The sequence below is a fragment of the Catenulispora sp. GAS73 genome, assembly GCF_041262085.1.
Classification (GTDB): domain Bacteria; phylum Actinomycetota; class Actinomycetes; order Streptomycetales; family Catenulisporaceae; genus Catenulispora.
In genome coordinates, this window is record NZ_JBGCCM010000002.1 from 544,401 (window position 1) to 557,840 (window position 13,440).

At 70.6% G+C, this 13,440-nt stretch carries 10 protein-coding genes; 7 read left to right on the forward strand and 3 right to left on the reverse strand.

The window, feature by feature from the left end; all coding sequences use genetic code 11:
- Nucleotides 1–120: 120 nt before the first annotated feature.
- On the reverse strand, nucleotides 121–447 hold the full coding sequence (locus tag ABH935_RS04965) for a hypothetical protein (RefSeq protein ID WP_370376542.1): 327 nt from the start codon (nucleotides 445–447) through the stop codon (nucleotides 121–123).
- Here ABH935_RS04965 and ABH935_RS04970 point away from each other — a divergent pair.
- The gene (locus tag ABH935_RS04970) at nucleotides 434–865 is read left to right on the forward strand and encodes a DUF4232 domain-containing protein (RefSeq protein WP_370376543.1); all 432 of its coding nucleotides are present in this window, start codon (nucleotides 434–436) and stop codon (nucleotides 863–865) included. The two genes, ABH935_RS04965 and ABH935_RS04970, sit on opposite strands and share 14 nt — an antisense overlap.
- Before the next feature lie 174 nt (nucleotides 866–1,039).
- Nucleotides 1,040–3,025 carry a cell wall-binding repeat-containing protein gene (locus ABH935_RS04975; RefSeq protein WP_370376544.1) on the forward strand — a complete coding sequence of 662 codons (1,986 nt, stop codon included), beginning with the start codon at nucleotides 1,040–1,042 and terminating at the stop codon, nucleotides 3,023–3,025.
- A 188-nt stretch (nucleotides 3,026–3,213) separates the two neighbouring features.
- Here the strand turns inward: ABH935_RS04975 and typA are convergent, their stop codons facing one another.
- Both typA and ABH935_RS04985 read right to left on the reverse strand, forming a co-directional pair.
- Nucleotides 3,214–5,109 carry a translational GTPase TypA gene (typA, locus tag ABH935_RS04980; protein ID WP_370354192.1) on the reverse strand — a complete coding sequence of 632 codons (1,896 nt, stop codon included), beginning with the start codon at nucleotides 5,107–5,109 and terminating at the stop codon, nucleotides 3,214–3,216.
- A 145-nt stretch (nucleotides 5,110–5,254) separates the two neighbouring features.
- The gene (locus ABH935_RS04985; RefSeq protein ID WP_370376545.1) at nucleotides 5,255–8,089 is read right to left on the reverse strand and encodes a PQQ-binding-like beta-propeller repeat protein; all 2,835 of its coding nucleotides are present in this window, start codon (nucleotides 8,087–8,089) and stop codon (nucleotides 5,255–5,257) included.
- A 347-nt stretch (nucleotides 8,090–8,436) separates the two neighbouring features.
- On the opposite strand from ABH935_RS04985, the gene ABH935_RS04990 reads away from it, so the two are divergent.
- The 5 genes from ABH935_RS04990 to ABH935_RS05010 form a co-directional block, all read left to right on the forward strand.
- A complete protein-coding gene (locus ABH935_RS04990; RefSeq protein ID WP_370376546.1) occupies nucleotides 8,437–9,261 on the forward strand; it encodes a hypothetical protein in 825 nt (274 codons plus the stop codon).
- A gap of 17 nt (nucleotides 9,262–9,278) precedes the next feature.
- A complete protein-coding gene (locus ABH935_RS04995; RefSeq protein ID WP_370376547.1) occupies nucleotides 9,279–11,519 on the forward strand; it encodes a fumarate reductase/succinate dehydrogenase flavoprotein subunit in 2,241 nt (746 codons plus the stop codon).
- 2 nt (nucleotides 11,520–11,521) lie between these two features.
- Nucleotides 11,522–12,283: a succinate dehydrogenase/fumarate reductase iron-sulfur subunit gene (locus ABH935_RS05000; protein WP_370376548.1), complete on the forward strand. Its 762-nt coding sequence runs from the start codon at nucleotides 11,522–11,524 to the stop codon at nucleotides 12,281–12,283.
- 97 nt (nucleotides 12,284–12,380) lie between these two features.
- Nucleotides 12,381–13,181 carry an arylamine N-acetyltransferase gene (locus ABH935_RS05005; protein ID WP_370376549.1) on the forward strand — a complete coding sequence of 267 codons (801 nt, stop codon included), beginning with the start codon at nucleotides 12,381–12,383 and terminating at the stop codon, nucleotides 13,179–13,181.
- Between the two features lie 77 nt (nucleotides 13,182–13,258).
- Nucleotides 13,259–13,440 (forward strand): hypothetical protein (locus ABH935_RS05010; protein ID WP_370376550.1); only part of this gene is annotated, 182 nt, incomplete at its 3' end.

Consider the following 13,440-nt stretch of genomic DNA (forward strand, 5'->3'; position numbering starts at 1 on the left):
CCGCTCCGACGTGACGCTGGGGCGATGCCTCGCAGAACCCTGGCGTCACGCGGAGATGACCATGAGTTGATTCGGGTTAGTAGCAACCTGGCCGGGTTACTCGGCGTCTACTTGCCGTAGTCACCCGGAAAGGTTGGGTTCCATGAACCGTATTTCCGTTTTGGTCGCAGTGGGGGCGCTCGGAGCCGCCGCCCTGACGGCCGGATGCTCCAGCACCGCCGCCAAGAACTCCGCCGGCGGCGGACCCGCTGTGGGGACCACGAGCTCGGCGGGGAACACGTCCTCGTCGGGATCGGGCTCCAACCCGGCCTCCGCGTCCACCTCCGCCGGCGACAGCTCCACGGCGTCGAGCTCGGCCGGCACCGCACCCCCCACGTCGACGTCGAGCTCCCCGGCCACGCACGCCGCCGGCTCGGCCTGCACCACGGCCCAGATGCCGTCGGGCACCTGGCGTGTGGTCCCGGACAGCGAGGGCGCCGGCCACGTCGCCGCCGACCTCACGTTCCAGAACACCTCGGCGCACAGCTGCACCGTCGCCGGCTTCCCCGGCATCTCGCTGCTCGCCTCGAACGACCGCACCCTGCCGTCGTACATCGTGAAGGACAACTCCGCGGCGGTCACCACCATCACAGTCGCGCCGGGCGCCTTCGTCCACGCAGAGATGCGCTACTCACCGAACGTCCCCGGCCCCGGCGAGTCCCAGAACGGGCAATGCGAACCGACGACGGTCCACGCGCAGGCACAGCTGCCGGGGGACAGCGCCTGGGCGCACATCACGCTCGACAACCCGACGCCGGTGTGCGAGAAGGGCGAGCTTCAGATGAAGCCGTTCGTGAGCGGGCAGTCAAGCCCCGCCGGCGGCTGATCCATCAAGGGTCGTAGACCACACAAGGGGGATGGCGTTCTACGAACTTCACAGGATCCGGCGCAGGTGGGAACGCCCCTAGCATGATCGGCGTTCGATCACCGATCATGCTGGGGGGATACCGTGTCACGACGAGTCCGAGCACGCACGGCCGCGAGCCTCGCGGTGTTGGCGGTGACTGGCGGTGGGGTCAGTGCGCTGACGACAGCAGCGCATGCGGCCACCGCGGGTAGCAGTTCCGGCAGCACTGGCAGCGCCGCCAACGGGCCGATCGCCTACAACGACGGCACACACTGGTCCGAAGTCAACGCGGACGGCTCCGGCCAGCAGACCATCACGCCGAGCGGCGGTGGCTTCAACGCTACCGACGGGATCCGAGACGTCGCGTTCTCACCCGACGGTTCCTGGGCCGCGTTCATGGACACCAAGACAGTCACGCTCTGGGTCTCCTGGGCCGACGGCACTCATGCCAGGCAGATCACCACGACTCCGGCGCCGGATTCGCCGGCCGCCGCCACCGGCGAGATGGAACCCGTGTGGTCTCCGGACTCGAAGACCATCGTCTTCCAGCTCGCGGCGGGCCTCGACGGTGGTGTCGAGTTGTGGTCGGTTCCCTCCGACGGCAGTGCGCAGCCCACGCGGCTCGTGCCGGCCTCCGGCGGCTGCTACGCCGGCGACGCGAGCTTCGCCCCCAACGGGGACCTCGCCTATTCCGAGATCTGCGTGGGCCCGAACAACGCCTGGTCCGCTTCGGTCAAGGTGATCGATGCGACGACCAAGACGGTCAAGCACACGATCCCCGGTTTCCGCCGCCCCCGGTTCTCGCCCGACGGGACGAAGCTCACGGCGTTCACCGCGAGCGCGGACACACCGTCCGGCTTCGCCTACCGCATGGCGCCGGATGGCTCCGACGCCCTCGAATTCAAGCCCGGGGTGGTCAGCGGCTGCGCGGACGGCAGCGACCTCGCGTGGTCGCCGGATGGATCGCAGGTCGCGCACACCGTGTGTCCGAACCCGTCGATCGGCCTTTCGCAGGCCTACGTCCAGGTTCAGTCCTCGACCCAGGACTGGGTCGGCGGCAAAGTGAAGCCCGTCAGCGGGCAGAACCCGCAGCCCTTCATCACCTGGGCCCCGCCCTTCACCCCGCCGACCACCCAGAACCCGGGCCGCCCCGACCCAACGTCGCCGCCGTCTCCCGGCCGTCCCTACACCCTGCGCCTCGGTGGCGGCGACCGCGTCGCGACCGCGATCGCCGTCGCGGACCACGCCTACGGACCGGCCGCGACGGCGAAGGCGAAGGTCGCCGTCCTGTCGCGCTCCGACAACTACGCCGACGCGCTCGCCGGCAACGCGCTGGCCGCGCAGAAGGGCGGTCCGCTGTTGCTGACGGGTGGGGCGAAGCTCGATCCGTCGGTCGGTGCCGAGCTCGGCAAGCTGCTGCCCAAGGGTTCGACGGTCTACGTCCTCGGCGGGGATCAGGCGCTGAGCCCGCAGGTCGAGGCCGGTATCCGGGCCCTGGGTCTGACGCCGAAGCGGCTGGCCGGGGCCGACCGGTTCGAGACCGCCACGAAGATCGCGGCGGAGGTCTCGCCGCATCCGCACACCGTGCTGGTCGCGACCGGGGTCAACGCGCCCGACGCGCTGGCCGCCGGGGCCGCCGCGGCGACCGATCCGAACGGCGGCGTGGTGCTGCTCTCGGACGACAAGGTGCTGCCCGCCGCCACCAAGGCCTACCTGGCCCACGTGAACCCGGCGGCGACCGCCGTCTACGGCGTCGGCGTGCAGGGCGTCGCGGCGCTGAACACCGAGCCGGGCTTCGCCGGGCGCTTCACGAAGCTGGCCGGCGCCGACCGCTACGCCACCGACGCGGCGGTCGCGAACAACGCCACGCTCTACCCGAACCCCGCGCAGGCCGCCCTGGCCACCGGCTGGACCTGGCCGGACGCACTGTCCGGCGGCGCCTACGCCGGCGCGCTGCACGCCCCGCTGCTGCTCACCGACGGCGGCGTGGTGCCGGCCGGGGCGGCGCGGTGGCTGCACGCGCACGGCTCGGCGCTGACCTTCGTCCCGGTCTTCGGCGGCCCGAACGCGGTGCCGGACGGCGCGGTGAAGCAGGCCGGCGGCCAGGCTTGGGGCGCCGGGAACTTCGACACGAAGTAGGCCAAGTAAGCGAGGCAGGCGAAGTAGCCGCCGCGACCAGGAAGTAGCCGCTGTAACTGGAGGACATGGGCGAAGCAGGCGCTGTCACTGAAACGGAGCGGCCGCTGCGGGAAACTCCCGCAGCGGCCGCTCCGCCGTTCTCTTGCTTCTTTCGTTCTTTCGTTCCGGAGCTTGTCAGCCCCCGAAGCTCAGCCCTTCGCCTTGGCCGCGTTGCCCCGCGAGCGCCCGCGCACCTGCTGGTTCAGCTCCACCTTGCGGATCCGCACGGTGTCCGGCGTGACCTCGACGCACTCGTCCTCGCGGATGAACTCCAGCGCCTGCTCCAGCGACAGCTGGCGCGGCGGGATCAGCGTCTCGGTGACGTCCGAGGTGGACGACCGCATGTTGGTGAGCTTCTTCTCCTTGGTGATGTTCACGTCCATGTCGTCGGAGCGCGAGTTCTCACCGACGATCATGCCCTCGTAGACCTCGGTGGTGGGCTGCACGAACATCGTGCCGCGCTCCTGGAGGTTCATCATCGCGAACGGCGTCGCCGCGCCCGGGCGGTCGGCCACCAGCGAGCCGGAGGTGCGGGTGCGCAGCTCGCCGTACCAGGGCTCGTAGCCCTCGAACACCGCGTGCGCGATGCCGGTGCCGCGGGTCATGGTCAGGAACTCGGTGCGGAAGCCGATCAGGCCCCGGGAGGGGACCACGAACTCCATGCGGACCCAGCCGGTGCCGTGGTTCGTCATGGTCTCCATGCGGCCCTTGCGGTTGCCCTGGATCAGCTGGGTGACGGCGCCGAGGAACTCCTCGGGGCAGTCGATGGTGAGGCGCTCGACCGGCTCGTGCAGCTTGCCGTCGATGGTCTTGGTGACCACCTGCGGCTTGCCGACGGTGAGCTCGAAGCCCTCCCGGCGCATGGTCTCCACCAGGATGGCCAGCGCCAGCTCGCCGCGGCCCTGCACCTCCCAGGCGTCGGGGCGCTCGGTGGGCAGCACCCGCAGCGAGACGTTGCCGACCAGCTCGCGGTCCAGGCGGTCCTTCACCAGGCGCGCGGTGACCTTGGTGCCCTTGGTCGGACCGCGGCCCACCAGCGGACCGGTGTTGGTGCCGATGGTCATCGAGATCGCCGGCTCGTCGACGGTGATCAGCGGCAGCGGCCGCGGGTCCTCCGGGTCGGCCAGGGTGTCGCCGATCATGATCTCCGGGATGCCGGCGATGGCGATGATGTCGCCGGGGCCGGCGGACTCGGCCGGCTTGCGCTCCAGCGCCTCGGTCATCAGCAGCTCGGTGATCTTCACCCGCTCGATGGTGCCGTCGTGCCGGCACCAGGCCACCTGCTGGCCCTTGCGGATCTCGCCCTGGTGCACCCGGCACAGCGCGATGCGGCCCAGGAAGTTGGACGCGTCCAGGTTGGTGACGTGCGCCTGCAGCGGCGCGCCCTCTGTGTAGGAGGGGGCCGGGATGGTCTCCAGGATGGTCTTGAACAGCGGCAGCAGGTTGTCCGAGTCCAGGTCGCCGCCCTGGCCGTTGCCCGAGGAGCCGGGCACCGGCTTGGTCAGCGTGGCCTTGCCGTCGCGGGCGATGGCGTAGACGATCGGGAACTCGATCTGCTCCTCGGTGGCGTCCAGGTCCATGAACAGCTCGTAGGTCTCGTCGATGACCTCGTCGACCCGCGAGTCCGGCCGGTCCACCTTGTTGATCAGCAGGATCACCGGCATCTTGGCGGCCAGCGCCTTGCGCAGCACGAAGCGGGTCTGCGGCAGCGGGCCCTCCGAGGCGTCCACCAGCAGCACCACGCCGTCCACCATGGACAGGCCGCGCTCCACCTCGCCGCCGAAGTCGGCGTGCCCGGGGGTGTCGATGATGTTGATCACCACGTCCTCCCCGTCGGGACCGCGGTAGTGCACCGCGGTGTTCTTGGCGAGGATGGTGATGCCCTTCTCGCGCTCCAGGTCGTTGGAGTCCATGGCGCGCTCGTCGACGTGCTGGTGTTCGCCGAACGCGCCGGACTGCCACAGCATCGCGTCGACCAGCGTCGTCTTGCCGTGGTCGACGTGCGCGACGATCGCCACGTTCCTGATGTTGTCGCGTGTGGGCATGCCTGAGCGCTCCTTGGCAGAAGGGGATACCTACCCATCGTACGGGGTCGGGAATCCCCCTGCTTACCGTCAGTGCCCACGCACCCGGCGCCAGGGTTAACTCGGAGCGCCGGACACCGGCTGTGATGTGGCGACCGTCACCTGGTCACCCGCCGGCCGAGACCAGCGCCAGCGTCCCACCGGCCGAGACGACCACGCCGCCGGACACCGCGATCCACACCGGATCCGTACTCCGGTCGTAGCCGGGGACGGTGTACTTCCAGCGTGTCCGGCCGGTCGTGAAGTCCACGGCCCACCAGGTGCCCTGCTGGTCGGGGACGTAGACGTTGCCGTCCGCGGACTGCGGCGCGCCGGCGTCGGAGGCGGTCGCGAACGACTCCGTGCCCTGCGACTGCCAGCGGACCTGGCCGGTCTGCGCGTCGGCCGCGTAGACGCCGTGGCGGGAGAGGACGACGACGGCGTCCGCGTCCGGCAGGCATGTGACGAGCGCGATGGTGCCCGCGTCTCCCGGCGGCACCGGCAGCGGGACGCTCCACGCGGTCGGGCCGCTGGTGGCGCTGCCGCCGGTCAAGGTGTCGGCCTCCGGCTGGTCGGAGAGCAGTAGGACGTAGTGGTCGCCGGCACATGCGATTTTGTTGAGCGAGACGTGGCCGTAGTCCACCGAGGACTTCCATGGACGGCTCCACGCCTGGTCGCCGCTGCGAATGTCCAGGGCCGTGACGGCTCCCCCGGTGTTCGGATCCCCGGCGCCGGCGGTGAGGACCTGCGCGCCGCTCGACGGCACCGCCAACGTGGCGAAGTCCACACCACTCTTCTGCCACAGGCTCCGGCCGCTGCCGGCATCCACGGCCCACACGGCCGGCACGCCCCCGGACGTCCCGACGAGGAACACCACGCCGCCCAACGCCCCACCGACCCGGAGGTCGGGCCACGGACCCTGGGGCGTCGCGGCGCGCCACTTCTGCACGCCGGTCTCGACGTCCAGCGCGAGCAGCTCGCCACCGGCGGCGCCACCGCCCTGGGCCGACGCGACGATCAGATAGACGACGCCGGAATCCACGACGCCGTTGCCGGAGCCACGGACCCCGGTGGCGCGCACGGGACCCCACTTCAGATTGGCCCCGAAGTCGTAGCCGGAGACCCCGGACTCACCACACACGACGAGCACCCCGTCACCGGCCGCGAGCGAGGAGATCCCACCGCCGGGCAGCGACCAGAAGGGCGTGGCGTCAGGACCCTGCAGAGTGCCGGCCGCGCCGACCGGCGGCGAGAGCGGGCCGCCCTTCGGAAGCGGGAGCCGGGCGGTGAACCCGGGGCCGGAGGCAGAAGGTCTGGTTGCGGACGGCACAGCGCCGACGGCGCCGGTAGACGGCTTAGCGTCGGCGGTGGTCGTGGTGCCGGAACTGCCGCCGAGTCCGAGCGCCACGGCGGTGCCGCCCACGGCGACGACCGCGCCGCCGGACAATGCGAGCAGGAGATTGCGACGGCTCGGGGCGGGTCGGCCGCCAGGCGCGCCGGACTGCTGGTAGAACACGGAGCCATCAGCCTGCTGCGCGAACCCGGGCATCTGCCCGCCCGACACAGGCACAGCACCCGCGAACGCCGCTCCCCGATCGGCCTGCTGTCCACCGCCCGCCGCCCACACCAACCCCGGCGCACCCGACCCGGCATCACCCGCGCGCCCCGGCACGCCGCCGGCCTGCTGCGCCGCCGAGCCCGCGAACGCCACTCCCCCATCAGCCAGCTGTCCACCGCCCGCCGCCCACACCAACCCCGGCGCACCCGACCCGGCATCACCCGCGCGCCCCGCCGCCCCGCCAGCCTGCTGCGCCGCCGAGCCCGCGAACGCCACTCCCCCATCAGCCAGCTGTCCACCGCCCGCTGCCAACACCAACCCCGGCGCACCCGACCCGGCATCACCCGCGCGCCCCGCCGCCCCGCCAGCCTGCTGCGCCGCCGAGCCCGCGAACGCCACTCCTCCGTCAGCCTGCTGCTGCCCCGCCGCCCCCTGAGCCACCCTCGGCGCGACAACAATCGTCGCGTTCGCATCCGGATCCGGCCCTGCGGCCGACCCCAACCCCGCCGCCGCAGCCGCCCGCACCTCCTCGGCGAGCGCCGGCGGCAGCCACCCGCTCCCCAGCGGGATCGGCGCCCGCCGCCGCACGTACTCCGCCACCTGCTGCGGCTGCGCGCGCCCGTTCGGGTCCTTCTGCAGGCACCCGCGGATCAGCTCCCCGAGCGCCGCCGGCAGCTTCCCCAGTACCGGCGAGGACTTCGCGACCCGCTTCTTCACCTCATCGCGCGTCCCCTCGCCGAACGGCGGGCGGCCGGTCGCGGCGAAGAACAGCGTCGAGCCCAGCGCGAACATGTCCGCCGCCGGCGTGACCGTCCGGCCCAGCGCCTGCTCCGGTGCCAGGAATCCGGCGACGCCGAGCTCTGCCACGCCGCCGTCCGTCGCGCCGTCGAAGGCGCGCACCAGCGCGTAGTCCACGATGCAGGGGCCCTCGGGTGTCAGCAGTACCGTGCCCGGTCGCAGATCGCCGTGCATCACGCCGGCGGCGTGCACGGCTGCCAGTGCCTCGGCGAGCCCGGCTGCGAGGCTTAGTAGCGCGGGCTCGGGCAGCGGCCCGTGGTCGGCCACCACCTTCGGCAGTGGCACCCCGGCGACGAACGCCGACGCCAGCCACGGCGCCTCGCCCTCCAGCTCCGCCCCGAGCACCGGCGCCGCGTAGGGCACCGTGACCGTGCGGGCCGCCGCGACGTCGGCCGCGAGGCGTGCCTTGACCGTCTCGTCGGCCAGCAGCTCCGGGCGCAGCGCCCGGACCGCGACCGCCCGGCCGTCGTCGGAGTACCCCCCGTACAGCGGACCCAGCGCGCCGACGCCGAGCCGGCCGACCGTCGAATGCGGACCGACCCGCCGCGGGTCCCCCTCCGTCAGCGGCCCCATCGCCGCCCCGACCGCCCCGACCGCTCCCACCATCGCGACCACTCCTTGATTACGGCCGCCTCACGCGCGCCGTTTCCCGTCTCCCCGTGTCCCCGTGCACCCCCGGCGCGTCCAGCGTCGCGTCGGCGGCGGCTTCGAGGAGCATGATGCCAAACCCTTGTCGGTCCCCCCGCCGTCCGGGCCCTGATCAGCCGCCGGTAGGATGTGACGTAGATCACGTTTCCACTACTCCGGGTGACGCGTTCTATGGAATCTGACGCGATGTCCATTAGAGTTCGCGCAGCTTCGTAGAGCCCTGCCAAGTGAAAGCCCGCGTACGCAAGACGCCTACGTGTAAGACATCAGTGTAAGAACATTGCCCGTCTGGGAGACACAAGTCGATGGCGACTGACACCATCGCGCCCGGCCCCGAGGCACCCGCCCCGCTGAGCCCGGCGCGCGCACAGATCGAACAGAAGACGCTGCGCACAGACAGGTGGTGGCTCAGTCCGCTCCTGACGATGATCGTGCTGATCGCCTTCATCTTCTACGCGACGTTCCGCGCGTTCCAGAATGCCGACTACTACACCGGCAACCTGATCTCACCGTTCTACAGCCCGTGCATCGCGACGAAGTGTGTGCCGGGCTCGTCCCTGGGTGGCTTCAAGCCGTTCGGCGACTGGTGGTCCATCTCGCCGGCGCTGCTCATCCTGATCTTCCCGTTGGGGTTCCGGATGACGTGCTACTACTACCGGAAGGCCTACTACCGCGCCTTCTGGCTGTCGCCGCAGGCCTGCGCGGTCGCCGAGCCGCACGAGAAGTACACCGGCGAGCGCCGCTTCCCGCTGATCCTGAACAACTCGCACCGCTACTTCTTCTACGCGGGCTTGATCTTCAACGTCATCCTGACCTGGGACGCGGTCCTGGCCTTCCGCAACGTCGACGGCGCGTGGGGCCACATGAGCCTGGGCACGCTGGTGCTGCTGGCCAACGCCACACTGCTGTGGCTGTACTCGGCGTCGTGCCACTCCTGCCGCCACATCATGGGCGGCAAGCTCAAGCACTTCTCCAAGCACCCGCTGCGTTACAAGGGCTGGACGCTGGTGTCCAAGCTGAACCACAAGCACATGCTCTTCGCGTGGATCTCGCTGTTCGGCGTGGCGCTGACGGACGCGTATGTCGCCCTGGTGGCCAACGGTACCTTCAGCAACCCGACGTTCTTCTAAAGGATCAGTGCGCAATCATGACTGGGAAGACTGAGAACGCTGAGAGCATCGAACGCCACTCCTACGACGTAGTGGTGATCGGGGCCGGCGGTGCGGGACTGCGCGCTGCGATCGAGGCCCGGCACTCCGGCAAGCGCGTCGCCATCATCAGCAAGTCGCTGTTCGGCAAGGCGCACACCGTGATGGCCGAGGGCGGCGCGGCCGCCGCCATGGGCAACGTGAACCCGAAGGACAACTGGCAGGTCCACTTCCGCGACACCATGCGCGGCGGCAAGTTCCTGAACCACTTCCGGATGGCCGAACTGCACGCCAAGGAGGCCCCGGACCGCATCTGGGAGCTGGAGGCCTGGGGCGCGCTGTTCGACCGCACCAAGGAAGGCAAGATCAGCCAGCGCAACTTCGGCGGGCACGAGTACCCGCGGCTGGCGCACGTCGGCGACCGCACCGGCCTGGAGCTGATCCGCACGCTGCAGCAGCGCGTCGTCGCGTTGCAGCAGGAGGACAAGGCCGAGACCGGCGAGTACGAGGGCAGCCTGCGCGTATTCGCCGAGACCACGATCGTCCGGCTGCTCAAGGACGAGCAGGGCCGCATCGCCGGCGCGATCGGCTACTACCGCGAGACCGGGCAGTTCGTGCTCTTCGAGGCCCCGGCGGTGATCATGGCCACCGGCGGCATCGGCCGCAGCTACACCGTCACCAGCAACAGCTGGGAGTACACCGGCGACGGCCACGCGCTGGCCCTGCTGGCCGGCGCCGCGCTGGTGAACATGGAGTTCATCCAGTTCCACCCGACCGGCATGGTCTGGCCGCCCTCGGTGAAGGGCATCCTGGTCACCGAGTCGGTCCGCGGCGACGGCGGCGTGCTCCGCAACAGCGAGGGCAAGCGGTTCATGTTCGACTACGTGCCGGACGTCTTCCGCAAGCAGTACGCGGAGACCGAGGAGGAAGCCGACCGCTGGTACGACGACCAGGAGAACAACCGGCGCCCCCCGGAGCTGCTGCCCCGCGACGAGGTGGCCCGCTCGATCAACTCCGAGGTGAAGGCCGGCCGCGGCACCCCGAACGGCGGCGTGTACCTGGACGTCTCCACACGGCTGCCGGCCGAGGAGATCCGGCGCCGGCTGCCGTCGATGTACCACCAGTTCAAGGAACTGGCCGACGTCGACATCACGGCGCAGCCGATGGAGGTCGGCCCGACGTGCCACTACGTCATGGGCGGCATCGAGGTCGACCCGGACACCCAGGGCACGGCCGTCCCGGGCCTGTACGCGGCCGGCGAGTGCTCCGGCGGCATGCACGGCTCCAACCGGCTCGGCGGCAACTCGCTGTCGGACCTGCTGGTCTTCGGCCGCCGCGCGGGTCTGCACGCCGCGGAGTACGTGGACGGACTCGGCGCGGACGGCAAGCCGGCCGTGGCCGAGGCCGACGTGGACGCCGCGGTCGAGGAGGCGCTCGCGCCGCTGGCCAACCCCGAGGGCGAGAACCCGTACACCCTGCACCACGACCTGCAGGTGTCGATGAACACGCTGGTCGGCATCATCCGGAAGCCCGAAGAGGTGAGCGAGGCGCTGACCAAGCTGGAGGACTTCAAGCCCCGGCACAAGAAGGTCGGCTCGGTCGGCGGGCGCCGCTTCAACCCCGGCTGGCACGTCGCGCTGGACCTGCGCAACATGCTGATCGTCAGCGAGTGCGTGGCCAAGGCGGCGCTGGAGCGCGAGGAGTCCCGCGGCGGGCACACGCGCGACGACTTCCCGGCGATGTCCTCGAAGTGGCGGCAGGTCAACCTGATCTGCACGCTGAGCGAGGACGGCAGCGGGATCGACCTCAAGCACCAGCCGATTCCGACGATCCGGCCGGATCTGCTGGGGCTGTTCGAGGTCTCCGAGCTGAAGAAGTACTTCACGGACGAGGAGCTGGCGGTGCTCGGCGAGGTTGCCGAGGCGGAGGCCGAGGCCGCGACGGACGCCGTCGCGGACGCGGTCCCCGACGCGGTCGCGGACACGGACGCCGAGCCGGAGACGAAGGCCGACGCCAAGCCCGACGCCGTGCCCGCGGCTGAGACCGACGCGGCCGCCGAGGCCAAGACCGACTCCGTGCCGGAAGCCGCTCCGATCCCCGGCCAGAACAACGGCGGGTCGGCGGCTGAGAAGTCCGCCGAGAAGTCCGCCGAGGCCCAGGCCGAGGAGCAGACCGCCGAGGCCCAGGCCGGCGCCCAGGCGGAGAACGCCACGTCCGACACCGCCGCCGAGGAGAAGTGACGATGGGTTACAAAGGCAAGTTCAAGGTCTGGCGCGGCGACGCGTCCGGCGGCGACCTGAAGGACTTCGAGGTCGAGATCAACGAGGGCGAGGTCGTCCTCGACATCATCCACCGGCTGCAGGCCACGCAGGCCCCCGACATGGCGTGCCGCTGGAACTGCAAGGCCGGCAAGTGCGGCTCGTGCTCGGCGGAGATCAACGGCAAGCCGCGCCTGATGTGCATGACCCGCATGTCAACCTTCGAGCAGGACGAGACCGTCACCGTCACCCCGCTGCGCACCTTCCCGGTGATCAAGGACCTGGTGACCGACGTCGGCTTCAACTACGCCAAGGCCCGCGAGGTGAAGTCCTTCACCCCGCCGAAGGACCTGAAGCCCGGCGAGTACCGCATGCAGCAGATCGACGTGGAGCGCTCGCAGGAGTTCCGCAAGTGCATCGAGTGCTACCTGTGCCAGAACACCTGCCACGCGGTCCGCGACCACGAGGAGAACAAGGAGAGCTTCGCCGGCCCGCGCTACCTGATGCGCGTGGCGGAGCTCGACATGCACCCCCTGGACACCGCCGACCGCAAGAAGGCGGCTCAGGAGGAGCACGGCCTCGGCTTCTGCAACATCACGAAGTGCTGCACCGAGGTGTGCCCCGAGCACATCCACATCACCGACAACGCGCTGATCCCGCTGAAGGAGCGCGTCGTCGACAAGAAGTACGACCCGCTGGTCTGGCTGGGCAGCAAGATCCGCCGCCGCACCTCGTCGGACGCCTGACGCCTGGCGTCTGACGCATGTCTGAACAACGCCCGGGGCCGCAGTCGTAGGACTGCGGCCCCAGGCGTTTCCGCGCCGGATCTGCGATAAAGGACGCATGGCACCCACGCACGCTCTGAACCACGAACAGGTCGCCGCCTACCGCGCCCGCATCGGCGTCGCCGAGGGCCCGACCACCCCCGACGCCGCCACGCTCCGCCGCCTGCACAGCGCGCACCTGCACACCGTCCCGTTCGAGAACCTGAGCATCCACCTCGACGAACCGGTCACCCTGGACGGCGCGGCCCTGTTCGAGAAGATCGTCGAACACCGCCGAGGCGGCTTCTGCTACGAACTCAACGGCCTGTTCGCCCTCCTCCTGGAGGCCTTCGGCTACCGCGTGCACCGCCTGTCAGCCCGCACCTTCAGCACAGCGCACGGCTACAGCCCACCACTGGACCACCTGGCCCTGCACGTCACCGACGCGGCAGGCGACACCTGGCTGGCCGACGTCGGCTTCGGCAAGCACACCGAGTACCCCCTGAACTTCACCGACCGCACAGACCAGAAGGACCCCGGCGGCCTGTTCCGCATCGCGGAGAACGACGACGCGGAGTTCACCATCCTCCGCGACGGCGAAGCCCAGTACCGGGTCGACCCGAAGCCCCTGGCCCTGACCGACTTCACGCAGGCGTGCTGGTGGCAGGTCACCTCACCGGAGTCGCACTTCACCCAGAACCTGGTCTGCTCGCGCCTGACCGACGACGGCCGCCTGACCCTGACCGGCGACGAGCTGATCACCACCGACAGCACGGGACGGCACGTCGAGGAGGTCACCTCGGACGAGCACCTGCTGACGCTGCTGCGGGAGCGGTTCGGGATCGAGCTGGCGCGGGCGCCCCGGCGGTCGAAGGGCTGAGCGGACAGGCCGATCGGGCGGGCTGATCGGGCGGGCTGATCGGGCGGGCTGATCGGGCGGGCTGATCGGCGCGCTTGGTGAGCGACGACTTTTTGCGCGCTCGCCAGCCGATCTGCCCCGCCGCGCCACTAATCCGCGCCAGCCAGCCCGCCGCCGAATTTGATGTGCCCACTTGCCGAACAACCTCGCCGCGCCCAGCCAAGCCGCCGATTCTCGCGTGGCTGCTTGCTGATCCGCCTTGCCGCGCCGCCCAGCCCGC